Origin of the sequence: Microcella pacifica, from assembly GCF_009371975.2 — a bacterium.
Lineage (GTDB): Bacteria > Actinomycetota > Actinomycetes > Actinomycetales > Microbacteriaceae > Microcella > Microcella pacifica.
In genome coordinates, this window is sequence record NZ_VIKT02000017.1 from 42,016 (window position 1) to 67,563 (window position 25,548).

General features: G+C 67.7%; 19 protein-coding genes and 1 tRNA gene. 13 read left to right on the forward strand and 7 right to left on the reverse strand.

All coding sequences use genetic code 11. The features are described from left to right. The first annotated feature begins 35 nt into the window (after window positions 1–35). The 3 genes from FK219_RS10195 to FK219_RS10205 all read left to right on the forward strand — a co-directional run bounded on the left by FK219_RS10195 (window position 36) and on the right by FK219_RS10205 (window position 2,053). On the forward strand, window positions 36–416 hold the full coding sequence (locus FK219_RS10195; RefSeq protein ID WP_100823416.1) for a cold-shock protein: 381 nt from the start codon (window positions 36–38) through the stop codon (window positions 414–416). Then, on the forward strand, window positions 409–897 hold the full coding sequence (locus FK219_RS10200) for a DUF3027 domain-containing protein (RefSeq protein WP_152583937.1): 489 nt from the start codon (window positions 409–411) through the stop codon (window positions 895–897). The genes FK219_RS10195 and FK219_RS10200 overlap by 8 nt, the downstream gene beginning before the upstream one ends. 187 nt (window positions 898–1,084) lie before the next feature. Further along, entirely contained in the window at window positions 1,085–2,053 is a 969-nt protein-coding gene (locus tag FK219_RS10205) for a hypothetical protein (protein WP_152583938.1), read from the forward strand. A 181-nt stretch (window positions 2,054–2,234) separates the two neighbouring features. Here the strand turns inward: FK219_RS10205 and FK219_RS10210 are convergent, their stop codons facing one another. Then, the gene (locus FK219_RS10210; protein ID WP_152583939.1) at window positions 2,235–2,468 is read right to left on the reverse strand and encodes a DUF2530 domain-containing protein; all 234 of its coding nucleotides are present in this window, start codon (window positions 2,466–2,468) and stop codon (window positions 2,235–2,237) included. Between the two features lie 5 nt (window positions 2,469–2,473). Beyond that, window positions 2,474–3,589 carry a phosphoserine transaminase gene (serC, locus tag FK219_RS10215; protein WP_152583940.1) on the reverse strand — a complete coding sequence of 372 codons (1,116 nt, stop codon included), beginning with the start codon at window positions 3,587–3,589 and terminating at the stop codon, window positions 2,474–2,476. A gap of 156 nt (window positions 3,590–3,745) precedes the next feature. Here serC and FK219_RS10220 point away from each other — a divergent pair, with 156 nt between their 5' ends. The 3 genes from FK219_RS10220 (at window position 3,746) to FK219_RS10230 (ending at window position 6,089) form a co-directional block, all read left to right on the forward strand. Continuing rightward, complete coding sequence (locus FK219_RS10220; protein WP_152583941.1) at window positions 3,746–4,435, forward strand: metal-dependent transcriptional regulator; 690 nt, start codon at window positions 3,746–3,748, stop codon at window positions 4,433–4,435. 139 nt (window positions 4,436–4,574) lie between these two features. Then, window positions 4,575–5,240 (forward strand): C40 family peptidase, encoded by a 666-nt coding sequence (locus FK219_RS10225; protein ID WP_152583942.1) that lies wholly within the window; start codon window positions 4,575–4,577, stop codon window positions 5,238–5,240. A gap of 351 nt (window positions 5,241–5,591) precedes the next feature. Beyond that, a complete protein-coding gene (locus FK219_RS10230; RefSeq protein WP_152583943.1) occupies window positions 5,592–6,089 on the forward strand; it encodes an HNH endonuclease in 498 nt (165 codons plus the stop codon). 118 nt (window positions 6,090–6,207) lie between these two features. Here the strand turns inward: FK219_RS10230 and FK219_RS10235 are convergent, their stop codons facing one another. Next, window positions 6,208–7,152 carry an alpha/beta hydrolase gene (locus FK219_RS10235; RefSeq protein ID WP_152583944.1) on the reverse strand — a complete coding sequence of 315 codons (945 nt, stop codon included), beginning with the start codon at window positions 7,150–7,152 and terminating at the stop codon, window positions 6,208–6,210. Window positions 7,153–7,190: 38 nt separating this feature from the next. Between FK219_RS10235 and FK219_RS10240 the strand changes: the two genes are divergently transcribed. The 4 genes from FK219_RS10240 (at window position 7,191) to FK219_RS10255 (ending at window position 9,920) form a co-directional block, all read left to right on the forward strand. Continuing rightward, entirely contained in the window at window positions 7,191–7,730 is a 540-nt protein-coding gene (locus FK219_RS10240) for a hypothetical protein (protein ID WP_152583945.1), read from the forward strand. A 47-nt stretch (window positions 7,731–7,777) separates the two neighbouring features. Continuing rightward, window positions 7,778–8,188, forward strand: coding sequence for a DUF1801 domain-containing protein (locus FK219_RS10245; protein ID WP_152583946.1), 411 nt, complete (start codon window positions 7,778–7,780; stop codon window positions 8,186–8,188). A gap of 108 nt (window positions 8,189–8,296) precedes the next feature. Continuing rightward, window positions 8,297–8,659: a YciI family protein gene (locus tag FK219_RS10250; protein WP_152583947.1), complete on the forward strand. Its 363-nt coding sequence runs from the start codon at window positions 8,297–8,299 to the stop codon at window positions 8,657–8,659. Window positions 8,660–8,666: 7 nt separating this feature from the next. After that, window positions 8,667–9,920 carry an RNA polymerase sigma factor gene (locus FK219_RS10255; RefSeq protein ID WP_152583948.1) on the forward strand — a complete coding sequence of 418 codons (1,254 nt, stop codon included), beginning with the start codon at window positions 8,667–8,669 and terminating at the stop codon, window positions 9,918–9,920. A gap of 21 nt (window positions 9,921–9,941) precedes the next feature. On the opposite strand, the gene FK219_RS10260 is transcribed toward FK219_RS10255, so the two are convergent. The 4 genes from FK219_RS10260 to FK219_RS10275 all read right to left on the reverse strand — a co-directional run bounded on the left by FK219_RS10260 (window position 9,942) and on the right by FK219_RS10275 (window position 16,536). Beyond that, on the reverse strand, window positions 9,942–10,910 hold the full coding sequence (locus FK219_RS10260; RefSeq protein ID WP_152583949.1) for an NAD-dependent epimerase/dehydratase family protein: 969 nt from the start codon (window positions 10,908–10,910) through the stop codon (window positions 9,942–9,944). Further along, complete coding sequence (locus FK219_RS10265; RefSeq protein WP_152583956.1) at window positions 10,907–13,510, reverse strand: alpha/beta fold hydrolase; 2,604 nt, start codon at window positions 13,508–13,510, stop codon at window positions 10,907–10,909. Before FK219_RS10265 ends, FK219_RS10260 begins: the two co-directional genes overlap by 4 nt. 47 nt (window positions 13,511–13,557) lie before the next feature. Beyond that, a complete protein-coding gene (locus tag FK219_RS10270; protein WP_152583950.1) occupies window positions 13,558–14,580 on the reverse strand; it encodes a 3-oxoacyl-ACP synthase III in 1,023 nt (340 codons plus the stop codon). Window positions 14,581–14,688: 108 nt separating this feature from the next. Continuing rightward, entirely contained in the window at window positions 14,689–16,536 is a 1,848-nt protein-coding gene (locus FK219_RS10275; protein ID WP_165638112.1) for a DUF2207 domain-containing protein, read from the reverse strand. 64 nt (window positions 16,537–16,600) lie between these two features. Between FK219_RS10275 and FK219_RS10280 the strand changes: the two genes are divergently transcribed. From FK219_RS10280 to FK219_RS10290, 3 genes are all read left to right on the forward strand, one after another. Further along, window positions 16,601–16,963: a TraR/DksA family transcriptional regulator gene (locus tag FK219_RS10280; protein ID WP_152583952.1), complete on the forward strand. Its 363-nt coding sequence runs from the start codon at window positions 16,601–16,603 to the stop codon at window positions 16,961–16,963. A gap of 33 nt (window positions 16,964–16,996) precedes the next feature. Continuing rightward, a tRNA-Arg gene (locus FK219_RS10285) sits at window positions 16,997–17,068 on the forward strand. A gap of 278 nt (window positions 17,069–17,346) precedes the next feature. Then, window positions 17,347–24,390 (forward strand): PA14 domain-containing protein, encoded by a 7,044-nt coding sequence (locus FK219_RS10290; RefSeq protein ID WP_152583953.1) that lies wholly within the window; start codon window positions 17,347–17,349, stop codon window positions 24,388–24,390. Window positions 24,391–25,548: the final 1,158 nt, after the last annotated feature.

The following is a 25,548-nucleotide window of genomic DNA, read 5'->3' on the forward strand; positions in this document are numbered from 1 at the left end:
CGACACGACAGCGAACGCGAGGGGACACAACGCTCATGCCCACCGGCAAGGTCAAGTTCTACGACCAGGAGAAAGGGTTCGGCTTCATCGCGTCCGACGACGGCGATGAGGTCTTCCTGCACGCCTCCGCCCTGCCCGAGGGGGCGGTGGTCAAGGCCGGCACCCGACTCGAGTTCGGCGTCGCCGACGGCAAGCGAGGCGCACAGGCACTGTCGGTGCGCGTGCTCGAGAGCCGGCCGACACTGAGCACCCTCAACCGCAAGTCGGCCGACGACATGGCCGTCATCATCGAAGACCTCGTCGGCCTGCTCGACGGCATCGGTGCCAACCTCAAGCGGGGCCGCTACCCCGACGCCGCGCACGGTCGCAAGATCGCCACTGTGCTGCGCAAGGTCGCGGACGATCTCGATGCCTAGAGGCGCGCGCGGCGCGACCACGACGGCGGCAGCGCCCGTCGTCGAGGCGAGCGTGCTCGAGCCGATCGCCCGCGCGGCGCTCGAGGAGATCACTCCGGCGACGACGATCGGGGCCCTGCGCGACGTGACCGTGGCCGACGACGTCGCGACGGTGCGTTTCGCCACGCGGCAGGGCGGCTACCTCGGCTGGTTCTGGACGGTCTCGCTCGCGGTCAACCCCGGGCTCGAGCCGAGCGTGCTCGAGACCGAGCTCATGCCCGGCGAGGGCGCGCTCACGGCGCCCGACTGGGTGCCGTGGTCGGACAGGCTCGAGGACTACCTCGCGCAGCAGGCCGCCGACGCCGAGTCGGAGGGTGACGACGACTCGGACGGCGACGACGACCACGATCACGACGAGCACGACCTGCACGGCGACGACGGGGACGACGTCTTCGACGGCGTCGACATCGACGCGCACGACGACACGGTCGACGACGACTAGCCTGCTCGGTTCCCGGCGCCCCGGGCTGCGACGCCGTACCCCGTCACGCCGTTTGTGACAAGTCACGCCGAACGTTCGGCCCCGGTTGTCACGAACGGCGTGAGTTGATCGCTCGGCGCTCCTCCCCAGGGACGTCGCACGGGTAAGGCTCCGCCGTTCCCCGCAGCGTTGCGCCTCCTCTCGACGCGTGAGGGACATTGCTCGCATGCTCACCCCGCTCGACAACAGTGCTCTCGTCTTCCCGCAGCGCGAACTCGATCTCGGTATCCGGCGAGGGGTCTACCGTGGCGCGCGGGACGGTGAGTTTCTCAAGCTCGCGCCGGGCGTCTACGTGCGGGGCGACACCTGGAATGAGCTGGGCGTCGATGAGCGCTACTGCTTGAGGGTTCGCGCGGCGTGGGAGCGAGCTGCTTCATCCGACGTGCTGAGTCACTGGTCAGCAGCAGCACTGTGGCAGCTGCCCATCCTTGGTCGGTGGCCGAAGGATGTCCACGTCGTCGGCAGTGCGACCTCGAACAGTCGCTCGACGTCGGTCTTGCGCAGGCACACGGACTCCTGGGGCGCACACCCGGTGCACCTCGACGGGATGCGTCTCACCGCTCTCGGCCGAACAGTGGTGGACATGGCGCGAGTCGCCCGGTTCCCTGTCGCTGTCGCGATGGGGGACGCCGCACTGTGGCGTGCCGCGAATCCCCAAGACGCGGAGGGACTCGCGGGTGCATCACTCGAGGAGCTTGAGGAGCTGTGGTCGCTCCTCGACCACGGGAGGGGTTTCGCGCGAGCGCGACGCGTGCTCGACTTCATCGACGGGCGCGCGAACCGGCCGGGGGAGTCCCTCAGCCGCGTCACGATGCACGCTCTCGGTGTTCCGACTCCCGAGCTGCAGCACACCGTCTTCGGGCCGACCGGGCGTCGTTACGAGCTCGACTTCTACTGGCCCGAGTTCAACGTCGGTGCCGAGTTCGACGGGCGGGCGAAGTACACCGATCCGCGCTATCTCGCCGGGCGCACACCCGATCAGGCCGTGTATGAGGAGAAGCTACGCGAGGACGAGATCCGGCCGCAGCTGCACGGCTACGGCCGCTGGGACTGGAGCGTGGCGGGCTCGGAGGTTGCGCTCGCTCGACGCTTGCGCCGCATCGGCGTGCGATGGTGAGCCGCACGAATCAGTCGAAACCTGGGTCGCTGGGGTGTTGCGGGTGCGATCGACGCTTGGCGGATGACTGGGTCACGCCGTTAGTGACAACTGTGATCGAACGTTCGGCGTGTTTTGTCACAAACGGCGTGCCGGAGCGGCACGGGCTGGATCGGCGCGGGAGGGGCGCGGCGCGTGCGACTCAGGGGCGGGCGCGACGCGAGACGAGCAGCCCGGCGAGACCGAGCACGAGGCCGAGCGCGATCGTCGCGAGCGTCTGAACCGGGTCGAAGGCGATCGGGGTGGCGAGCATCCCGAGCACGATGATGAGTGCCGCGAGCCAGAGGCCGAGGCCGACCTGGAAGGCGAGCACGTCGTTGGTGCGCAGCGGCTCGGGCTGCGGCCGACGCTTCTCGTGCGGAACCCAGAGCCTCATGGCGCTCAGTCTGCCAGGGCGTCGATGACGTAGTCGAGGCAGCGCGTGAGCTGGCGCACGTCGTCGGGGTCGATGGCGACGAAGGTCGCGACGCGCAACTGGTTGCGGCCGAGTTTGCGGTACGGCTCGGTGTCGACGACGCCGTTGGCGCGCAGAGTCTTCGCAACGGCCGCGGCGTCGACCGAGTCGTCGAGGTCGATGGTCACGACGACGGGAGAGCGGTGCGCGGGGTCGGCCACGAAAGGGGTCGCGAGCGGGTGCGCCTGCGCCCAGTCGTAGAGGATGCCCGAGCTCTCCGCCGTGCGCTCCCCCGCCCAGGCGAGCCCGCCGGAGGAGTTCATCCATTGCAGCTGGCTGTCGAGCATGACGAGCGTGCCGATCGCCGGAGTGTTGAGCGTCTGGTCGAGTCGCGAGTTGTCGATCGCGGCGGTGAGGGAGAGGAACGGTGGGATGAAACGGTCGCTCGCGTCGAGGCGCTGTGCCCGCTCGATCGCGGCGGGGCTGAGGAGCGCGATCCACAGCCCGCCGTCGCCGGCGAAGTTTTTTTGCGGCGCGAAGTAGTAGGCGTCGGTCTTGCTCACGTCGATGTCGATGCCGCCCGCCGCGCTCGTCGCGTCGACGACGGTCAGCGCCTCGGGGGCGGAGCCGATGCGCGTGACGGGCGCGCTCACGCCCGTGGAGGTCTCGTTGTGCGGGTAGGCGTACACGTCGACGCCGTCGACCGGCTCGAGGGAGCCGCGGCTACCCGGATCGCTGGAGACTACGTGCGGAGCCTCGAGCCACGGGGCGCGGGCGGAGGCGACGAACTTGGCCCCGAACTCGCCGAAGGCGAGGTGCGCACTGCGGCGCTCGATGAGGCCGGCCGCAGCGACATCCCAGAACGCCGTGGAGCCGCCGTTGCCGAGCACGACCTCGTAGCCGTCGGGGAGGCGGAACAGTTCGGCGAGGCCGTTCCGCACGCTGCCGACGAGGTTCTTGACGGGGGCCTGGCGGTGCGAGGTGCCGAGCAGCTCTCCGGCGGCGGCGAGGGCGGCGACCTGCTCGGGGCGCACCTTCGAGGGTCCGCAGCCGAAGCGTCCGTCGGCGGGCAGAAGGTCGGTGGGGATGCGCACGTCGGCCATGGTTCGAGTCTACTGAGCGGCTGCGGGGGCGCGGTGCGGAGCATCCGGTGACGGAGCCCGCCGACGCCGCACGCGGCAGTCGGTCGCCGATGCCGAACGCTCATGCCGAACGATTAGGCTGGGCGAACGATCGCGTGCGTGTAAGGAGACAGGCCCATGACCGACCTCGTCGACACGACGGAGATGTACCTGCGCACGATCCTCGATCTGGAGGAGGAGAACATCGTTCCCCTCCGGGCGCGTATCTCTGAGCGCCTCGGGCACTCCGGCCCCACCGTCTCGCAGACGATCGCGCGCATGGAGCGCGACGGTCTCGTGCGCGTGGAGGGCGACCGCCATCTGGAGCTCACGGCGGAGGGCCGCCACAAGGCGGTGTCGGTCATGCGCAAGCACCGGCTCGCCGAGCGCCTGCTGGCCGACGTGATCGGTCTCGACTGGGCGTACGTGCACGACGAGGCATGCCGTTGGGAGCACGTCATGAGCGAGCAGGTGGAGCGCCGCCTCATGACGCTGCTGGACGGGCCGACCGAGTCGCCGTACGGCAACCCGATTCCCGGCATGGAGGAGCTGGGGGGTGCGCCCGCCGTCGACTTCCTGGACGGCGTCATCTCGCTCACGCACGCGACGGCGGCGGGGATGCGGCAGTGCACGATCCGGCGCCTGTCTGAGCCCGTCCAATTCGATCCCGACCTCTTGCACCAGCTGTTCGAGGCGGGGGTCGTACCGGGCGCGCAGGCCAGGATCCGGTCCGAGCCGAACGGCTACATCGCCGTGGATGTCGACGGTCGCGCCGAGGGCATCGAGCTGCCGGCGGAGGTCGCGCAGCACATCTACGTGGACGAGTGAGCTTTCACCACCATATGTAGTGCCAGCGCGTCGTTTTGTGACCTTCCCGTTACCTCGCGTGCACTCACCCAGTCGCGCATCTGACACCCAGGGTCGCGCGGCAGGAGGTTGATCTGTGACTACCCATGCCCGTGGCTCTGTGAAGAGCACCCTGACGAATGTCGCCGCTCTCGCACTCGCGACGGCGTTCGTCGCCACGTTCGCTCTTTCCGGCACGTCCCTGCAGGGGCCGGCCAACGCGCAGAGCTCGGCGAGCGCGGAGGCGATGGCGCAGCTGCGCGCGACCGAGTCGCAGACGATCTCAATCAGCGCGACGGCCGACGTGGCACAAGACCTCTCGCGTGACGAGTTCGACGCGACGAGCGTCGCCGAGTTGCGCCGTGTCCAGCTCGCCGCCGCTGCGCCCGTCTGGAGCGGCCCGACGGTCGGCGACTTCATCGCCAACCCGCCGTACCCGAACTTCAGCCTCGACCAGGTCGTGCAGGTGGGTCTGCAGTACCAGGGCGTTCCCTACCGCTGGGGCGGCGATACCCCGGCGGGCTTCGACTGCTCGGGCTTCGTGCAGTACGTGTACGCGCAGTTCGGTATCTCTCTCCCGCACAGCGTGCGCGGCCAGGCGGCGATGGGCACGCCCATCTCACGAGCCGATGCCCGCGCGGGTGACATCGTGATCTTCAACGACATGTCGCACAACGGCATCTACATGGGCGGCGGCCAGATTCTGGACGCACCGTACGCGGGCAAGAGCGTGACGGTGCGCCCGCTGTGGACGGACGCCTACTACATCGTGCGCCTCGGCATCTAGTGCTCGAGTCGCGCGGCGCAGGGTGAACGCCGCGTGAACCGGCGCGCCTCGCAGCGCACATACTCGGTTTCTCGGTTAGCCTGAAGTTCTTGGTGCCGCACGGGGCACTGGAGGAGAGGCCATGAGTGAGCGACGGGACATCCAAACCGTGGATGCGCGCGCCGTTTTTCGCATAGCCGTCAGCGTTCGCTGGATCGCGCCCTGTCGCGGTTCTGCGGGATCGAGCACTGCCGTCTGACGGCAGTGCTTTTTTTGTGCCCGAAAGGGCCGCGTTGACCCTCGCGCCGTGATGCGCCGGGAACCGATGGAACGCCCGCAGGCCATGCGGGCCCGTTCGACAGGAGCCTGTCAATGCGCACACTCGTCCTCAACGCGGGGTTCGAGCCACTCGCCGTGGTGTCGTTTCGCCGAGCCCTCGTTCTGGTCATGAACGACAAGGCGACGGTGCTCGCCTCGGATGGCGAGCACCCGGTCTTCGGCATTCACGACGCGTGGGACCGCCCGAGCGTCATCGTGCTGCGCCGGTACGTGCGCATTCCGCATGCGCGCCGCGTGCCGCTCACCCGCCGCGGGGTGCTGCGCCGCGACGGCAACCGCTGCGCGTACTGCGATGCGCACGCGACAACGATCGACCACGTGCTACCCCGCTCGCGCGGCGGCGCCGACACGTGGGAGAACCTCGTCGCCTGCTGCCTCAAGTGCAACAACATCAAGGGCGACCGCACGCCAGCCGAGATGCGCTGGGAGCTACTGTTCACCCCGAAGGCGCCGCACGGCACCTCGTGGCTCGTGCGCGGCATCGAGCGCCCCCAGCCCGCGTGGGACGAGTACTTGGCGCCTGCCGCGTAGGGTGCCGTGGCGCGCCTGGCTGCGCTGGTCTGCTTCACGACCGGGTTGCCGAGGGCAGCGGGGACGCGTTCGGGCTCTGTGCCTCGCGGGGCATGTGCCGCAGGAGGCACATAGCCCGTCAGCGCGCGCCGAGCATGCCGCGCAGGGCCTCGACCTGGCGGGCGACGAAGTCGCGCGAGACCGCGGCCTTCGGCTCGGCCGCGTCGAAGCCGTGGTACGCGCCCGGAATCACGTGCAGCTCGCACGGCACACCCGCTTCAGTGAGGCGACGAGCGAACTCGAGGTCTTCGTCGTGGAAGAGGTCCCACGTGCCGACGCCGATCCAGGTCGGCGGCAGGCCGCTGAGATCGGCACGACGGGCCGGCACGGCGAGCTCGAGAGCCGCGGCATCCAGGGGAGTGGCGGCGGGACCCGCCGTGCCGGCGCCGAGGTACATGCCCCAGCCCAGGCGGTTGCTGGGGCCGTTCCAGAGGCGCAGCATGCGCGGGTGGGCGGCCGCGGATTCGTCGGTGCGGTCATCCAGCATCGGGTACGCGAGTACCTGACCGGCGAGCGCGACCTCCCCGCGGTCGCGGGCGAGCAGGCCGAGGGATGCGGCGAGCCCGCCTCCGGCGCTCTCGCCGATCACGGCGATGCGCGCGGGGTCGACATCGGGCTGCGCGGCGAGCCACCGGAGCGCGGCGTAGCAATCCTCGAGCGGTGTCGGGTAGGGGTGCTCGGGCGGCATGCGGTAGTCGACGCTCGCCGCCACGACTCCGAGCTCGTCGGCCACGCGCCGACAGAGCGGATCGCCCTGGGTGGCCGAGCCGATGATGAGGCCTCCGCCGTGGAGGTGGAGGATCGCGGGGCGGCGAGTGCGAGCATCCGTCGCCGCTGGCCGGTGCACGCGCACAGTGACGCCATCACCGAGGTCGACGCGCTCGCCGTGCTTCGGCGCTCGTCCGCGCCCGATGCGCGTGAGCGCGCGCAGCAGCCGGCGGTTGCCCCGCGTGGCCGAGGTGCGCGGTGTGAACCGCGCGCGCGTGAGGTCGGGGTGAAAGGCGGGGGAGTCGTCGTTGACCATGCACTGAATCTAGTTCGCGGTGGCGCTACCCTGGCGGCATGCCGGTGAGCCGTTTCGAGAGCCCGTTGACGGGAGGGCATCCGAACTCGCTGGGCAACACCGTGAGCGTCGTCGATGAGGTGCTGGCTGATCGCGCTCTGCTCGCCGAGCTCGTGGCCTGTTATCGCAGCGAGGATGCCGTGGTGCGGCTGCGCGTCTCGAGCGCGGTCAAGCGGGTCGCACAGCAGCAGCCCGAGTGGGTGGCGGCTCATATCGATGACCTGCTCGGCTGGGTCGCCCAGGTCGATCAGGCCTCGACCAAGTGGACGCTCTCGATTCTCTTCGTGCTGCTCGACGCCCACATGACCCCGCCCCAGCGCGATGCGGCCATCGCCCTGATGAAGGCGAACCTGCACTACGACGACTGGATCGTGCAGAACACCACCGCCGAGTCGCTCGCACACTTCGCCCGGCAGCGCCCCGAGCTTGCCGCGTGGCTCCTGCCCGAGCTGCGCACGATGACGACGAGCCGCCACAAGTCGGTGCGCGGTCGCGCCCAGAAGTTGCTGACGTCGCTGGGCATCCCTGAGCCACCCTGAGGACTCGCTCGCGCCGTCGAGGCTGGGCGGACTTCTACACTCGCCCTATGGCCTCGTCGAACTCGGCAGCGATGACCGACCTCGTCCGCGCGCTCGACGATGACACGCGTGAACAGGTGCAACTGCTGCGCGACACCATCGGCTCGCTCGACGTGGACCTGACCGAGCACATCAAGTGGAACGCCCCGAGCTACATGCTCGACGGCGAAGACCGCATCACCATGAACCTGCGCAACAAGCAGGGGCTCGTGAAGCTCGTGCTGCACATGGGCGCGACGCGGCCGGAAGACAGGAAGGGCGCGCCGGTGCTGCTCGCGGATGAGGGGATCGTCGAGTGGGCATCCGACATTCGGGGGTTCGTGACGTTCGCCGACCTGGCCGACGTTCGCGCGAAAGAGGCCGGGCTTCGGCGCGTGCTGTCGAGCTGGCTCGCGATCGATCATCGGGCGCCTGAGTAGCGAACGGGGGCTAAAGAATGTTTCGCTCATGTTGTCGAATCTGGTCGACCTGTTCGTCATCTGAGTGAGAGCAAGCAGATCGCTGGCCCGAGAGAGAAAGAAACGACTATGGAATTCATGATCCTCATCCACGGCGACGAGTCCAGCCCGCGTCTCGCCCCCGGCGACCCCGGCTTCGACGAGTTCATGGGCGCGTGGTTCGCCTACAACCAGTCGCTCATCGAGGGCGGCCACTGGGTCAGTGGCGCCAACCTCGCCCCGACGAGCTCGGCCACGACGCTGCGCTTGACGCCGGGCAAGGCGACCGAGATCGTCGACGGCCCCTTCGCCGAGACGAAAGAGCAGTTCGGCGGCTACTACCTGATCTCGGCCGAGAACCTCGACGAGGCCATCGAGCTCGCGAAGAAGCTGCCCATGGATAACGGCTCGCTCGAGATTCGCCCGGTCGCGTTCCGGCCCGACGCAGGCTAACCACAGCGTGACCACTTCGGCGGAGATCGCCGACGCCGTCACCCGGTTGGCGCGTGAGGAGAGCGGGCGCGTGCTCGCCCTCCTCACGCGTCGCTGTGGCGACCTCGACGCCGCCGATGATGCGGTTCAGGATGCCCTCATCACAGCCCTGACCGCGTGGCAGTCGGGCATTCCCGAGCGCCCGGCCGCATGGCTCTACACCGTGGCCCGCAACACGGTGATCGACCAGGTGCGGCGAGACCGAGCATCCCGTCGCCGACTGCACGATGCTGCGCCCGAACTGACCGCGCACCACGCGACGACCGACGCAGAGGAGGAGGACGACCTGATCATGGATGCTTCTTCTCTCGGCGACGAACGCCTCAGGTTGCTCTTGCTCTGCTGCCATCCGGCGCTCGACCGTGACACGCAAGTGGCACTGACCCTGCGACTGGCGGGCGGATTGACCGCCGCCGAAGTCGCGGCCGCCTACCTGCTGCCCGAGGCCACGCTCACGCAGCGCGTCGTGCGCGCCAAGCGCAAGATTCGCGAGGCGGGAATGCCGCTCTCGATTCCTGCCAACCTTGACGAGCGCGTGGACGCGCTGTTGCGGGTGCTCTACCTGATCTTCAACGAGGGCTACCTCTCGCGCGGCGCTGCGCACGTGACGCGCGTCGACCTCATAACCGAAGCGATTCGGCTGACGCGCCAGGTGGTCGACGAGTTGCCCGCGAGCGCGGAAGCCGAAGGACTGCTCGCCCTCCAGCTCTATCATCACGCGCGCTCGGCCACCCGCATCGACGGGCTCGGCGAGCTCGTGCTGCTCGAGCACCAAGACCGCACCGGCTGGAACCTCGACGTCATCACCGAGGCCAACGCCTGGCTGCGCAGCGCGATGACGCGCATGTCGCCCGGACCTTACCAAGTGCAGGCGATCATCGCCGGCCATCACGCCAACGCGCGCACGGCCGCGGACACTGACTGGGCGGCGATCGCCGAGCTGTATGCGCAACTGGGGCGCATGGCCCCCAACCCCGTCGTCGAGCTCAACCGCGCCGTCGCGATCGCCATGGCTGACGGCTCGCTCGCCGGTCTCGCCGTGCTCGACCGCTTGACCGGGCTCGACGACTACCACCTGTTCCACGCGACGCGGGGTGAACTGCTCGCCCGCGCGGGTCGCCCCGCGGCGGCGAGCTTCGAGCGCGCGCTGCAGCTCGCGAGCAACGAGGCCGAGCGGCGGCACCTTGCGCGGCGGGCCGCCGAAACAGCCACGGTGCGGTGACGCAGGGCCTGGCCCTCATCGTCAGCGTGCGGCGTGGGCGGCGAGTCGCCGCAACCCTTCGTCGATGCTCACGGTCGGCGCCCAGTCCAGCGCGCGCCGGGTCTCGCGCTGGTCGAACCAGTGCGCGGTCGACAACTGTTCCGCGAGGAATCGGGTCATGGGCGGCTCGTCGGTACCCGGCCGAAGCGCCCATGCGCGTTCGATGAGGGAGCCGGCGGCGCGGGCGATGCCGGCCGGCAGGCTCCACTGCGGGGGGCGAACGTTGGATGCCCGACACATGCTGATGAGCAGCTCGCCGACGGGTCGCGGCTCGCCGTTGGTGAGCACGTACGCGCGACCGTGCGCGTGCTCGGCCCGGTGCAGTGCGGCCACGAGGCCGCTCGCGGCGTTATCGATATAGGTCGAGTCGATGAGGGCGCGACCGCCGTCGAGCAGTGGCAGTCTTCCGCGGCGCGCGCGGTCGAGGATGCGACCCACGAGCTGCGGGTCGCCCGGCCCCCAGACGAGGTGCGGCCGGATGACGACAACGCGCATCGCGTGAGAGTCACGATCGAGGGCCAGCAGCTCGGCCTCGGCTTTCGTGCGGGCGTACTCGCCTCGCGCGTGCGCGGGAGACGCCGGTTCGGCGCCGACGCCCTCGAGGGCACTCCCCGAGTGGGCGACCGAGGGGGAGGAGACGTTCACGAACCGCGAGACTCCGCGATGCTCGGCCTCGTCGAGCAGCAGCCGCGTGCCCTCGACGTTCACGGATCGGAATTCGGCCGGGTCGCCGGCGAGCGACACCTTAGCGGCGAGGTGAATGACCCCCTCGACTCCCTCGAGGGTGCGCGAGAGCGCATCCCGATCGGTGATCGAGCCGAGCACGTCTGTGGCGCCCATGACGCCGGATGCGCGCCTCTGCAGCGTGCGCACCTCGTGCCCTGCGGCGACGAGGTCGCGTGCGACCGCCCGGCCCAAGTAGCCGGAGGCACCGGTGACGGCGACGATCACGGTGACGTGATCCGTCCGCCGGCGAGTGTGCGCTCGGCCCACACCGACAGGCGCGTGCGGTCGATCTTCGAGTTGTGTCGAATGTCGGTCGGCAGGCTCGGCACGGCAAGCACCGCGACGAGCGGCACGCTGGAGCGCTCGCGAATGTCGCCGGTCACGTCGGGAGCGGCGAGGCCGGGGCGGGTGACCGCGGGAAGAGTCTCGATGACGGCGACAGCCTGCCGCAGCCCGGCGGGGCCGACGCCGACGAGCGCCGCGCGGCGCACGAACGCAGAGCCCTCGATTTGCTGCTCGGGCCCGACGGGGGCGAGGGGCCCCTCAGCGGTCGTCAGCACGTGCGGCAGGCGCCCCTCGATCCAGAGGCGCCCCTCGGCGTCGAGGTGCCCGACATCGCCCGTGCGGTGCCAGCGGCCGTCGTCGGGGGTATTGAGCGTCGAGATCCGGTCGGTCAGCCAGAGACGGTCGTAGGCAGTCTTCAGGTGGGCGGCCGAGATCACGACCTCGCCGAGAACTCCGGGCGTCGAGCGCGGGGCTCCGACGGCGGCGCCGTCGGCATCCAGCGCACTGATGAGCACTCGGTTCGCACCGATCGGTGAGCCCACGCAAACGCCGCGGTCTGCGGCGCCCCCGACCGCGCGAATGCCGTCGAGGGTCACGTCGGTCATGAGCAGGCACTCGGTCATGCCGTAGGGCGTGTGCGGCTCGGCGTTCGGCATGAGCTCGGCCGCGGCCGCGAGCAGCGCTTCGCCGACGGGTGCGCCCGTCGACAGGAAGGTGCGCACGGTGGCGAGGGCGGCGCGGTCGTCGGCGTCGAGCGCGCCGGCGGTCGCGACCACGTTGAGAATGGCTGCGGGGGAGAGGAAGACGATGCGCGAATCGGATGCCCGCACCGCCGCCGCGACCGCGCGCGCGGTCAGCGTGCGCGGTGCCGAGACGTCCATCGCGGGTGTCGCCGAGCGAGTGCCGAGCGCCGGGCCGAGCAGGGCGAAGGGCGCGAATCCCGTCACGAGCCCTGTCTCCTCGTCGATGCCGAAGTGGGCGGCGAGCACGTCGCGCAAGGCGGAGAGCTGCCGGTGGGTGTAGGCGACCCCCTTGGCCGGGCCCGTCGAGCCGGAGGTGAAGAGAATCGCTGCTGGGTCATCGGCTGCGGGCTCTACGGGCAGCGGCGCGCTCGTGCCCCGCTCGACGATCTCACCCAGCGTGTAGTCGACGGCGAGCAGGCGACGGCTCGCCCAGGGCAGCCGTGCGACCGAGATGCGCATGCCCGGCCACCCGAGCGCCCGGGCCGCGGCGAGCCCCCGCGCCTCGCCGATGATGACGTCGGGCCAGGCTCCGCGCACGGCTCGAGACAGCCCCTGCACCCCGAGCCCCGCGTCGGCGACGACCACGACGGCACCCATGCGCAGGCAGCCATAGACGATGGCCGTGAGCGTCGGGCCGGGCGGGACGAGCACCGAGACGCGGTGACCCTTCTGCACTCCGACGCTGGCGAGCCCCGCAGCGATACGCCGCACGCGGTCGTCGAGCTGCTGCCAACTGACGTGTCGCTCGCCGCCGCCGCGCACGGCCATGTCGATGACGGCGTCGTCAGCATCGGCGCGACGGTTGTCGAGAGCGGCCCAGAGCGGGGTGAACGACGCGGACATGTCGGTGTCGGTGTCGGGCGCTGTTGCCGTGCCGCTCGTCGTCCCTCGCTCGCTGAGCCAGTCGAGAACTGCTCCCGCGTAATCGCGCTCCTCGGCGATCAGGTGCCCGGCCCCTTCGAAGCGGTGCACGTCGGCATGCGGAAGTCGGTCGACGAGGTCGTCGAGGTAGCGATCGCCGAAGATCGGGTCGCGCGGGCCCCACAGCAGCAGCGCGGGCACGGTCAGCTTGGCGACGCCGGCGGCGATGCGCTGCAGCTCGGCGAAGCTCTCGTGACGGGCATCCGTCGGGATGTCGGCGACGAAGCCGCCGATGCCGCGCCGACGCTCGGCGGAACCATACGGGGCTCGGTACGCGTCGCGCACGGCCGGATCGAGCGCGGGCCGCGCGAGCCTGAGCGTCGTGTTGAGAAAGGCCGACGTCGTCTCTGTCGAGGCCGCCAGCACCCCGCGGGTTCCTGCGAGGCGCAGTGGTGCGGGTATCGGCACACCGGCCGGGTGGTGCGCGGCCGTGTTGAGCGACATGACGCCGGCGAGGAGGTCGGGATGATCGACCGCCCATCCGAAGGCGACGACGCCGCCCCAATCGTGGCCGAGCGTCACGACGGGCCCATCCAGAGCGAGCGAGTCGGTGAAGTCGGCCAGATCGCGCACGCGCTGAGCGAGGGGGCGGGTGACCCCCGTGCGGGCCGAGAATCCCATGTCGAGCTGGTCGACGGCGATCACGCGCCAGGCCGGCTGGCCAGCGTCGGCCGCGCGCACCGACGCCGAGACGAGGTCGCGCCAGAGGTAGCTCCACGTGGGGTTGCCGTGCACGGCGAGGATCGTGCCGACCGGGCGAACCCCGAGCTTCTGCAACTCGTCGAGGGTGTCCAGGTAGTGCCATTCGTGCGCCGAGCCCGAGCGGGAGTCGGGCACGAGACGGGTTCGGCTCCAGCGCGGGTCGAGGCCGGGCATCTCGAGGGGCACCCTATTGCTGCCGAGCACCGGCTTGCGGTGCTCGCTCACCAGGCCAGCTCGAGCATGGCGGTGTTGAGCCCCGAACCGACGCCGACGAGCAGCACCCGGTCACCGGTGCTCAGGCTCGCCTGCTCGCGATCGAGCGTGATGGGCACGGATGCGGGACCAATGTTGCCGAGCGTTGGAAAGGTGGTCGGCACGCGCGAACGGTCGAGCCCCACGGCCTTGATGATCGAGTCCGTGTGGATGGAGGAGACCTGGTGGGTGATGTAGCGGCTCATGCTCGACCAGTCCCAGTCGCTCGACGCTTCCTTCCACGCGGAGACGACGAGGTCGAGACCGCCCTTGAGCAGCGCCTTCGCATCGGTGAACATGCCATCGACGCTGCCGACGCAGAGACGGTGGAATTCGGTGGCTGCACGCGTCACGCCGCCCATGATGCGGTGACTGTCCGGGTGCTCATCGGCTCGCCCCAGCACGGCCGCCGCCGAGCCACTGCCGAGCGTGAGCGTCGCAAACTCGCTCATGAACTCGTCGCGGCCGCCATCGGTCTGCAGCAACCGCTCGATCGTGTTCACCTGAATCTCGTCGGCGTCCTCGCCGGCAACGACGATCGCGTGCCGAATCTGACCCGACTGAATCATGGTCGCGGCAAGCGACATGCCGTTGATGAAGCCGAGGCAGGCGTTGGCGACGTCGAAGTTGACGGCAGAACTCGGCAGCCCGAGGCCGTGGTGCAGCGCGACCGCGACCGAGGGCTCGAGGTTGGGGCGGCTGACCGACGTATTGATGAGCAGGCCCACGTCGCCGGGCTCGACGCCCGCCCGGGCGAGCGCCGTGGCGCCCGCGGTGATCGTTGCGGCATCGACCGTTTCGCCGGCCGCCCAATTGCGTCGCTCGTGCACCCCGGCGACGCGGCGCAGCAAACCAGGGCGAAGGTTCAAGCGCCGCAGTGACGGCTCGAGGCGGGCCTCGATCTCGTCGGATGTCGTCACCCTGCTCGGAAGCACGCTGGCGACAGAGAGCAGCGCGACATTGTCGAAGCGGGCAGTGGCATTGCCGTGCACGGAACCTCCATGGGCGGATCGAAGTACGGCCCTCTAGAGTTCTATCTCACATTTCCTCGTAGAGGATGCACCAGGGGTCCTCGCAGAGGGGCACGACGCCGCCCTCGGTCAGCGACCGCCGCCGCCTCCACCCCCGCCGCCTCCGCCGGAGAACCCGCCGCCGAACGAGCCGCCCGAGAAGCTGCCGCCCCCGCTGCCCGACCACGAGGAGCTCGAGGCGGGCGCCGTGGTCGTCGCGGTCATCCCGCGCACGGCCGAGGCGAAGAGGGCGACCTCGAAGCCGCTGCGGCCCACGAACCAGTCGGGAGACTCGCCCGTGGCGGCGACGTGCAGCTCGAGCTCGCGCATCCACTGATCTTCGACGCCCCAGACGACCGCCCACGGCAGCAGCTTCTCGTACAGCTTCACGAGCTCGAGCTCGTCGCCCACGTCGATGCGCTCGGCGCCCTGGGGGCTCTGCAGCATGCGCAACCTGTCCTGCTCGGCCACCGTGAGGTAGAGCTTCATGCCCTCGAGGTGGTCGCGTGCCTCGCGGCCCTTCTCCGTTAGCTGAAGCGGTCGCAGTGCGAGCGCGAAGGCGACGATCCCCGCCACGAACGTGACGGGGATTGCCAGCAGGGCGAAGGGACTCGCGTCGTTGAAGACCTCCACCGAGATGCCGACCGTGATGAAGGCCGCGAATCCGATCACCATCTGCGCCACGACCGTGAGCCAACCGAATCCAATGCCACTCGGCTTTCGCTGGAAGCCCTCGGTGACGAGCGAGGCGCGCGCCTCGGTGGACAACTTCGTGAGGCGCGCTCCGAGGGCGGAATCGTAGGTGCCGTACTCGCGCAGCTCGCCGGCGTCGCGCGTGCGACCGAAGAGGGCGGTGAGCACCGCGCGGTCGAGCACGTCGGTGCGGTCGTCACTGAGGTACTGCAGCGTGTACGGGGCTGCATCTTTTTCGACGGAGTAGGCAAGGATGCGCAGATTCTTGCGTACGGCCAGCCTGACGACGGCGGCAGGAATCGCCGAGGTGGATCGCCCCAGCAGTTGCGCAGACTGGAGGATGTCGATGCCGGAAGGCTCGGTGTACTGCGGAATGATGACGCCGCGCCCTTTCGCGCCGCCTCCCGCGCGCACGCGGGACACGATCGAGGCGACAAGGGCGCCCGCGCTTGCGAGACCCAGCCCGCCCGAGACGAGGTGCATCCACCACGGCAGCGGGGGCGGGGGCGGCGGAGCTATCGGGCGCACCGGATCAGGCGTGAGGAACGTGCCCGGCTCGAAGCCGATCGCGACCGTGACCGTCTCCCCGGGTGCGAGGTCGGCGGCGCTCGCCGTGAAGGTCGTGCCGTCTTCGTCGATCATGCACTGCTCGTCCTCGCCGAACGCGCCGACATAGCACGCGGCATTGCCCGTGAGTGCTTCGGCGACGTCCGGGGCGAGGGTCACCGTCGCGCTCACCTCGCCGAACGGCTGCTGCCAGCCGGTGCCGTTGACGTCCCAGTAGAACTCGTCGGATGCGGTGTCGTCGAAGGAGCGCACGACGTTCTGCTGCGTGTAGGAGATGACGTAGGTCTGCACGCCGCGCACGAACTCGTCGGTGCCGAGGGCGAGCTCGACGAAGTCGCCCGACGGGTACGACTCGAAGAACACCGGGTCGCCGTTCGCATCCGTGACGCCGTTGATTCTCGTGTTGAGCGGCACGCCGTCGTAGTCGTCGGGGATGGCGCGGATAATGCCGCGGTTCTGATCGAAGTCGGGGAAGCGGGCGACGATCGTCTCGACGACGTCGAGCGTGGCGGTGCCGTCGGCCTCGCGGCTGAGCGTGTAGTCGGCGTCGAAGGAGTCGAAGGTGAAGTCGCTCACGTCGCTCTTCAGCGCAGTGGCGATCGCGGCCGTCGGCGTGAGGGTGAGGGCGAACCCGGCGGCGAGCGCGAGGGTGAGGGCGAACCGTGCGGGTGTGCGCATGCCGGCAACACTAGCGAGCATCGCTCGAACGCTCAGGAAGGAGAGCCTCCGGCAAGATGGCCTCATGAGCAACGAGCACGGCGAGCACGGAGCGGCCGACGCTCTCGCCCGCCGCCGCGCCGAGGCTGCCGCCCGAGTCGAGCAACTTCGCCACGAGCTGCGCGCTGTGCAGAGTGCGCGATCGAACAATTCGGACGACGACGAGCATGATCCTGAGGGCGCCACGATGTCGCAGGCCTGGTCGCAGGTCTCGGGCGTGCTCGACTCTGCGGTGCGCGAGCTCGACGAGCTCGACACCGCGCTCGAGCGGGTGGCGACGGGCGACTACGGAATCTGCCGGCGGTGCGGGCGGGCCATCGACCCGGCCCGACTGGATGCTCGGCCCGCGGCCGCGCTCTGCATCGACTGCGCGCGGCTCGCCGGCTGAGCGCTGGCACTCCTGCTTTAGAGTGGATGCACCGCCTCTGTAGCTCAATGGAAGAGCAGTTCCGTCCTAAGGAAAGGGTTGGGGGTTCGAGTCCCTCCAGGGGCACTGCTATTCCGGTCGGCTATTCCGATCGGTACTCCGCTTGCCACCTCCGCGAGTCTGCGCCCTGGCGCGTTCCTTCTCTCGTCCAGCATTGCGCGCTCGTCCGATCCTTGGGCGGACGACCATCGATTGGCTTGCGCGCCGTGTCCTCCTAAATGCTGACAGGCGATGTTCTCTCATGAACCCTAGAGTCAAGCCTGATCCACCCTCACCTCTGCGGGTAGCTCACTTCACCCCTTCTTCAGTTCAGGAGCTCCGCCGTGGTTGGTCGGCTGTCATGGATGCGCGTAATCGGTGTGGCGACGGGGTTCTCTCTCGTCGTCGGCCTGTCGGTCTTGCCGGGGACGGAGGCGATGGCTGCGGCCGAAGAGTCGTCGCCGTCTCCGAGCTTGCTGCTGGACCCTGACCGTCCAGCGCCTGCGCTGGAGACGCCCGATTTCGAGGTTCCCGCGACGGAGTTCCCCGAGGGGGAGTTCGATGCCGCGGCGCCGGTGGCGGCGGCGGAGCCGGTGAAGTTCGTCGGCGGGGGCGATAAGGCGGTTCCACAGCTGGATGCTGCTGACCTCGCGAGCTTGCCGGTGGTGGAGAAGGACGAGTTCTCCACGACGTACGACCGCGGGGACGGTGTGCTGGCTGAGGTGATCAGTCAGGAGCAGGTGCACATTCTCAACGATGAGGGCGAGTTCGTCGATATTGCGACGTCGGCGTCGTACGTCGATGGTCGGTGGGTGGTGGATCCGCATCCGATGTCGCCGAGTTTCGCCGGTTCGGCCTCTGACACGGACGTGGTGCGTTTCAGCATGGACGGCTACACGGTCGGCTTCACGCTCATGGGTGCCCGCAATGCGCAGATCGAGTCGCCGTGGTTCCCGTGGTTCCAGGGGCCGCGCGATGAGGTCCGCTACCCGGACGTGTTCGAGAACGTCGACCTGTCATACACAGTGTCGGGCAACTCGATCAAGGAGATCCTCGAGCTGAGCGAAGCACCGGCTGCGGGCGAGAACTCGTGGACGTGGTTCGTGACCGCGAACGCGTTGAGCATGGACACGGATGAGTCCGGCGACATTCTGTTCCTCAATCGGTATGACGAGGTCGAGTTCGTCATTCCGGCGCCGATCATGTGGGATTCGGCCGGCATCGATGAGGTGCGCGAGCCGGCCTTGACGAACGTCGATACGACCATCACCGAAGGGGACGGCGGCTGGTACGTGACGATGTCCGCCGATGAGGCGTGGCTGAAAGACGACGACCGCGTCTATCCGGTGTTCGTCGACCCCACGGCAGAGCCGACACAGTGGAACCGTTACGCGAGCTCCTACAAGGCGTACCAGAACACCGGCGCGTCGCGCACGGACGCCATTCACGTCGGCAACTCTCGTGCCGGTGGGGACACGCTGTGGCGCACGGTGGTGCGCTACCCGCACTCGCCCAACACGACTCGTCAGGTGATTGACGCGTACGTGTCGGCGGCGTACGACGGGTACGGCACGACGTCGACGCAGAACGTGCGCGTCTATTCGGCCTCCTGCACGAGTGGCTTCAGCTGCTTGGGCACCCAGTTCGGGTCGTTCAACATCGGGTCGGGCACGGCGCAGTGGAGCACTGATCCGTTCGATGTGTGGATGGCCGATCGTCTTCGCGACGGACGCGACTACACCGACCTCGTGTTCCGCGGTTCGGAGTCAGCCGGCGCCTACACCTATAAGCAGTTGGACGCCGCCCTGGTGATCTTCTTCAAGTACTACCCGCAGCCCTCGATACCTGCGAATTCCCCGGTCGCGGGTGGTGTGAACGCTCCGCTGCGACCGACGTTCAAGGTCGAGGCAACTCACACGAGCGGCTACGACATGCAGTATGCGGTGGAAGTCATCAAGGCGGCATCTACAGGATCCGGTCCGGCATCGGGTGCGGTGTCGTTGGGTCGCACGCCATGGCAGGACTCCAAAGACGTCGTCTACACGCAGGACCTGGAGCCGAACACGCGGTACGTGTGGAAGGCGTGGGCGAAGGACGACTACGACGGCTTCAACAACATCCCCACGCAACGCTCGACCAGTTGGGGTGGCGCGTTCACAACGCAGACGACGCCGCCACCGCAGCCGACGGAGGCTTCAGCGATTCCTGCCGGTGATGATGCGGTGGTGATTTCAACCACACCGACCTTCCACGTCGATACCGTGGACCCCACGGGCAACGAGGGTGAGATCAAGTATCAGTTCCGCATTGCGACTGGTGATGATGCCAAAGACGGCATGATCGTGGAGTCGGGGTGGATCGATGAGAACGAGTGGACGCCGCCGGCGGGCGCCTTGCAGAACGGCAACACGTACACGTGGCAGGCGATGACGCGTGACGATATCGACGAGAACATGCGCCCGGAGTGGGTAAACAGTTTCCGCGTCGATCAGCGTTTGGGCACGTCTGGTCCGTCTCCGTTTGATGCGGCGGGGCCGGCGACGGTGAACTTGGCCAACGGCAATCTGGCGTTGAACTTCTCCTCCCCGATGGTCTCCACTGTCGGCGGCAGTATGGGGTTGAACTTCACCTACAACTCCCAGTCGCCGGTGGCCTATCAGCCGGGTTTGGATGCGGAGTACTTCAACGTGGACTCGTTCACGAACCCTCCTTCTTCGTTCCCGGCAGGGGAGCCGCAGTTGCAGCGCGTGGATTCTGCGGTGAACTTCAACTGGGGTGAGAACAGCGCCCCCGGTAGCGGTGTCACCAAGGACTACTTCCTGGCTCGGTGGAGTGGGTTCATCTCGGTTCCGGCGACGGGGGAGTACAAATTCGGGTTCAGTCGCGACGACGGCGCCCGACTGACCATCGACGGCAGCCTGGTGTACAACCAGTGGAATGCCGCCCACACCAAGGACTGGGCGGCCGAAAGCGTCTTCCTCGTCGGCGGCACACGGATTCCGGTACTCATTGAGTTCGCGGAGCGTCGCGGGGCGGCGCAGATCGAGATGCTCTCCAAGTTCGTCGCCTCAGGCACGGACATTCCCACGCCGAGCTTCACCGGGGTGGCGGAGAAGAAGGTTCCGGCGAGCTGGTTCAGCCGCGACGCCTCGATCCTGCCCGGCGGGTGGGCCTCCAGCGCTCCGATCGCCGGCAATGGTGGGTTCTTCACCTCCGCGCAGGTGAACGACAACTCGATCGTGCTCACCGACGTCTCCGGCAGCGTGCACACCTTCACACGCAAGGCCGACAAGTCGTGGAAGCCGCCCAGTGATGCCTACGGCACCATCGCCGTGGACTCCTCCGGCAAAGTCACCTACACCGACCTGGCCGGCTACACGCACGCCTTCGCCTCCAACGGCAACCTGACGTCCTCCTCCGGCCCGTCCGAGGTGACCCGCCCGGCTGAGCCTCAAGCGCAGTATGACGGCAACTCGCGACGGGTAACGAAGATCGTCGACCCCGTATCGAAGACCGGCACCAACGCGTGGGGTCGGGAGCTGAAGTTCTACTACGGCGGAGACTCCCAGTGCGTCTCCGGTGCGGGCGAGGGTTACGGGGATGCGCCGGAGGGGATGCTGTGCCAGATCGTCTATCCGACGCAGGGCAGTGTTGTTGCTCCAACCACTGACCTGTTCTACACGACGGTGGAGACCGGTGATGACGAGGTGGCGTTCCTGTCCGCCATTCGCGATCCCGGCAACGAGTGGACCGTGTTCGACTACGACTCCAGCGGCAAGTTGTCATCGATCACCGACTCGACGGGCAACGACTACCTGACCTACTACGAAGCCAACGTCAACGCTGACACCTCGGCGATCGACGACCTGATCCGCACCGACATCAGCTACGACGTCGAGGGGCGTGTGAGGCAGGTGCTGCTGCCTAGCGCTGATCCCGAGCAGGCGACCCAGCGCACCGGTCGCGTATATGAGTACGATGACGCCACGAACACCACGCAGGCGTTCGCCTACGCTCCGGGTTCGGGCAACAACGTGCTGCTGTCGACGGTGACCTACGACGACATCTGGCGTGCAACCTCGACCACGTCGCCGATGGGCATCACCTCCTCGCAGCAGTGGCACCCCTCCAAGGACATGCTGGTCGCCTCGATCGACCCGGCGGGGCGGAAGTCGACCACGGTCTACGACCGTGAAGACCGACCAGTCGCCTCCTACGGTCCAGCACCCTCGGGCTGCTTCACCGGCGCGGAGCCCAACGGCACATGTACTGATGAGCCTGTGCCGGCGTCGACGACCGGGTACGACGAGGGGTGGCAGGGTCTGCAGGTGCAGTACTGGGATAACCGGTACCTGTCCGGTCAGCCCAAGGACTTCACCTTGGAAATACCGGCCTACGCGGCCGGCAACGGTGTCGACCTCTACTTGGAGGGCGCGGGATTCCCCACCAACCCCTCGAGGGGTGATGACTGGAGCATCCGCCTGATCGGTGAGATCGAGTTCCCGTCGGTGGGTGACTGGACGTTGACGACCTACGCCGATGACGGCACCCGCGTGTGGGTGGACGACATCCTTGTCCTGGATGACTGGAGTACGACCGGATCGACCAAGGAGACCACCAAGGCATTCTTGCCGGTGTCGATTACCTCCTCAGATGACCGGACGCGGTCGATCCGTATCGACCACTATGAGGACAACGGCAACGCCCGCTTGAAGCTGGGATGGTCGAACGACGGTGGTAACACCATCACGGCGGTCCCCTTGACGGCCCTCAAGCCCGCCTATGGGCTTGCTACGAGCTCGACAGTCAACGAGTCCACACCTACCGAACCAGACACGGATATCACCTCGTTGACGACCGAGACCGGCTACTCGCACCCCTGGCTGGGCGCCGCCACCGAGGTGTCGGTGGATCCGAACGGCCTGAATCTCACGACGAAGACGGCATTCGAGCCGGAGTCCGCCTCAGCAGGATGGCTGCGCCGCATCGAGAAGCGCCTGCCGACCGCGGTCGCCAACAACGCCACAGCCCTGGATGCTGGCCTGACCTTCACCTACTGGGGCGACTCCGAGACATTCCCCAGCGCATGGGGTTCAACCGTGTGTGAGGTTCCGAACACCGTCAAGCAGTGGGGCATGCAACGAAGCAGCAAGAGCCCGACAGCAGCCGACGGGTCATGGGTCAAGAGCGAAACCGTCTACGACGCCTTGGGTCGGGTCGCGGGCACCCGCATCGTCACCGACCAAGGCCCCGAAGCGTGGTCGTGCATCACTTACGACGGGCGCAACCGTCCGGTCACGAGCGTCGTGCCCGACCAGGGCTCCAGCATGCGCACGATCACCAATGTCTACGAGGTGAGTAACGATCCTCGAGTCAGTACTGTCACCGATGGTGCGGCCGGTCAGGGTGCTATTCGGGTCGAGACTGATCTGCTGGGCCGGGTCGTCGAGTACACGGACGTGTGGGGCGTCACCACGCGCCCCAGTTACGAGCCGGTCGCCGGCCGTGTGCTGTCGACCACGATCGACCCGCCGGCCGGTGACGACATCACGCAAGAATTCACCTACGACGCCGACGGCAAGACCCTCACCGTCACCGACACCTCCGGCTCGACTGCCGTGCTGTTGGCGACCGCCTCCTACAACAGCACAACAGGAGAGTCGACAGGGGTGGTCTATGCCAACGGCTCTGAGCTGACCGGGCTGCAACGCTCCGGTGCGGGCGCACCATTGTCCATGACGTGGTCGTTCCCCGACCTGCCAGCGGTCGGGGAGGACCCGCCGATGTCGCAGCCGTCGGTGACTGACAGCGTTGTGCGCTCCCAGTCGGGTCGCATCATCGCAAACACGCTCACCGACGGCGGCCCACTCAACGCAGGTGTGGCATATCGCAGCGCGTACCAGTTCGACGCCGCATCCCGCCTGACGCAGGCCACGTTGCAGGTCAACGGTGTCACCGACCACGTGCTGGGCTACTCCTTCGCCGACAACCTCGCCGCCTGCACCTCCGCGGGCATCACGGGTGCGGTGGCGAACGCGGGCCTGAATGGCAACCGCACCTCCTACACCGACACCCACACCGTTGACGTCGAAGGCACCCCGACCACGACTGTCACCTCGACGTCGTACTGCTACGACCAGGCAGATCGCCTACTGGCGTCGACGGTGAGCGGTGATGCGATTCCTGATGCGAACCCGGTCGCTGACGGCCTGGCTGTGTCGGAGTTGGCGTATGACGCGCACGGCAACACCACGACGTTGGCGGACCAGCAGCTCGAGTTCGACCTCACCAACCGGCACCTGTCCACCACCGTCACCGACGCAGGCGTGGCGACCAAGGTGTCCTACACGCGGGATGTCACCAACCGGATCGTGGAGCGCACCATCACCGTCGACGGCGTCGCGGGCACACCCACCCGGTATGCGCACACCGCGGCGGCTGACGTGTCAGGGCTGGTGGTGGATGCTGCCGGTGCGGTGAAGGAATACACCGTCTCTCTTCCCGGTGGTGCGGCGGTGCGGTTCGTCATTCAGGGCACCGCTCAAGAGCAGTGGACGTATCCGAACCTGCAGGGCTCGGTCGTCCTGGAGGCCGATGGCGACGGAGTGCGCGCAGCCGCCGTGGTGCGATACGACCCTTGGGGTCAACCCGTCGACCCGGTAACGGGCCTGATCGGCACGCAGGCCGCCGACGATGCAGTGATCGACAACGCCGAAGGCGACGCCGACTATGCGTTCGTGGGCGGGCATCGGAAGTTGTATGAGCATCAGGGGTCGGTCGCGATCGTGCAGATGGGGGCACGGGTCTACGTGCCGGCCCTCGGCAGGTTCTTGAGTGTGGACCCAGTGGAGGGTGGAGTGGACAACGCGTACGTATATCCGACCGACCCGATCAACATGCTGGATCTGAGCGGCGCAATCCGATGTCGTCGGGGCTACAGCGTGTGCGGGGGTATGGGCTCCGGTGTGTCGACGTGGAGCTATAGCCACACCTACCGCGTCTCAAAGAAACTCTCGCCAGTTAAGGCGAAAGGATTTGTTGGATCGAATCTTGGGAAAGTGTTTCCGCCAGTCATGCGAGCAGAAGGATCCAACGACGATCTCAAGCTGGGCACCGAGGGTCAGAGGATCTTCACCACGCTACTGCCCGTCTCTGCGGACATCGCAGGGAGTAGCGGCTGGGTGGAGGTAGTTCAAGACAACGGCTCATCATGGACTTTCAAGGCACTCGAGGGGCATCCCGCCCACCCCGGCGTCGTGCACTTTCAGTTCTTCGAGTGCCGAGGCGAGGCTGCGACTTGCATGACGGTGACTGGTGTCAGTTCAGCCCCGAATCCGGCAGGAAGCGATTTCCTTTACGACCAGTTTTCGACCTACTACTGGGGCGCGCTCGCGACAGCAATACCTTAGGGAGCAAGCCCATGTGCCTCCTGCCCAACCGTCCGATCGCACCAAGGAGATCTTGTGACAAGAATTGAAGTCCGCAGGTGTATGACCTATGCACTAGCGATGGGGCTGTTGGGCTCGAGTCTCTCCGCGGCGGCTCAGTACTTGAATGCGCCCGGGTGGCTCTTCATCTTGATCTCTCTAGTTGCGTTTCCACTGATCGGCTTCTCGGTCGCAATCCAAGTCCCGGTCTCAGTCATTGCTGGGTATGCGTTCGGTGTCGAAGGCGGTGTATTGGTCACCGCGATCGTGCTCTTCTGCTTTTTCACATCCGTCGCCTTCGGGCAGGCCTACGTCTGGACGCGATCCCGACGAGCTAATCCGAGGCCCTGAGTAGCCCTGGCTCTTGCGATACCACCCCAGGTCCGACAAGACGCATCGAGTACTGAGCTTCAGGCACTTGCGGTCATTCCAGGTCCTGGCGCCGAACTCACGGGCCCAAAGCACGAACTGGTGACCGTTTCGGTACAAGCTGCGAGGTCTCGCGACTGGGTTGGGTTGGCTTCCAACCCGATGGGGGCCACGCGGCCGGGGCGTCTTGCGGGCGTTGCCGCTGGTACTTCCGTTCGGTTCAGATGACGGTCGCCGGGCGCACGGGATGGATCAAGGTCTAGGTGAGTCTTGCGCTCCTGTCGGTTCTATTCGGCTGTTGGCTGACTGCCCGTCTGATCGCAACGCCGCGACCTCGCAAGGCCTTCAAGATGGTGTGGTTGTCGAATCCCAGCTGTTGTCCGATGGCGGCGCTTGAGAGCCCTTGTTCGTAGAGCTCGGCTGCGATGGAGATCTGGGCCTCGGTCATCCTGCGGGATGCGTCGATTCCGTGTTTGGTGAGGATGCGGGCGACGGTCGTGCGGGAGACCTGGAGCTCTTTGGCGACGGTTCGGATGTTGCGGACGGCGAGGTAGCGAGTGACGAGGAGTTCGATGTCGTCCGGTCGCAGCTGTCGAGCTCGTCGGAGTGTGGCGCGGGGAGCTTGTTGTCGTTGTCGTGACGCCGATCGGAGGTGTCGACGACGCTTGAGTTCTGGACGGTTCCGACGCTGGAAAAGTGAACGGTTGCGGGCAGTCTAGCCAGCGGTGTTGTCGGTCGTGGTGCGGCTGCTGGGGAGACTGTCGATGCCTC

Excerpts from the sequence above, each read along its gene's own strand:
- FK219_RS10220 (WP_152583941.1), top strand. The coding sequence starts at position 3,746 with ATGACCGACCTCGTCGACACGACGGAGATGTACCTGCGCACGATCCTC.
- FK219_RS10280 (WP_152583952.1), top strand. The coding sequence starts at position 16,601 with ATGAGCAACGAGCACGGCGAGCACGGAGCGGCCGACGCTCTCGCCCGC.
- FK219_RS10265 (WP_152583956.1), bottom strand. The coding sequence starts at position 13,510 with ATGCCCGGCCTCGACCCGCGCTGGAGCCGAACCCGTCTCGTGCCCGAC.
- FK219_RS10240 (WP_152583945.1), top strand. The coding sequence starts at position 7,191 with ATGCCGGTGAGCCGTTTCGAGAGCCCGTTGACGGGAGGGCATCCGAAC.
- FK219_RS10235 (WP_152583944.1), bottom strand. The coding sequence starts at position 7,152 with ATGGTCAACGACGACTCCCCCGCCTTTCACCCCGACCTCACGCGCGCG.
- FK219_RS10195 (WP_100823416.1), top strand. The coding sequence starts at position 36 with ATGCCCACCGGCAAGGTCAAGTTCTACGACCAGGAGAAAGGGTTCGGC.
- serC (WP_152583940.1), bottom strand. The coding sequence starts at position 3,589 with ATGGCCGACGTGCGCATCCCCACCGACCTTCTGCCCGCCGACGGACGC.
- FK219_RS10245 (WP_152583946.1), top strand. The coding sequence starts at position 7,778 with ATGGCCTCGTCGAACTCGGCAGCGATGACCGACCTCGTCCGCGCGCTC.
- FK219_RS10200 (WP_152583937.1), top strand. The coding sequence starts at position 409 with ATGCCTAGAGGCGCGCGCGGCGCGACCACGACGGCGGCAGCGCCCGTC.
- FK219_RS10210 (WP_152583939.1), bottom strand. The coding sequence starts at position 2,468 with ATGAGGCTCTGGGTTCCGCACGAGAAGCGTCGGCCGCAGCCCGAGCCG.
- FK219_RS10250 (WP_152583947.1), top strand. The coding sequence starts at position 8,297 with ATGGAATTCATGATCCTCATCCACGGCGACGAGTCCAGCCCGCGTCTC.
- FK219_RS10230 (WP_152583943.1), top strand. The coding sequence starts at position 5,592 with ATGCGCACACTCGTCCTCAACGCGGGGTTCGAGCCACTCGCCGTGGTG.
- FK219_RS10275 (WP_165638112.1), bottom strand. The coding sequence starts at position 16,536 with ATGCGCACACCCGCACGGTTCGCCCTCACCCTCGCGCTCGCCGCCGGG.
- FK219_RS10290 (WP_152583953.1), top strand. The coding sequence starts at position 17,347 with ATGCGCGTAATCGGTGTGGCGACGGGGTTCTCTCTCGTCGTCGGCCTG.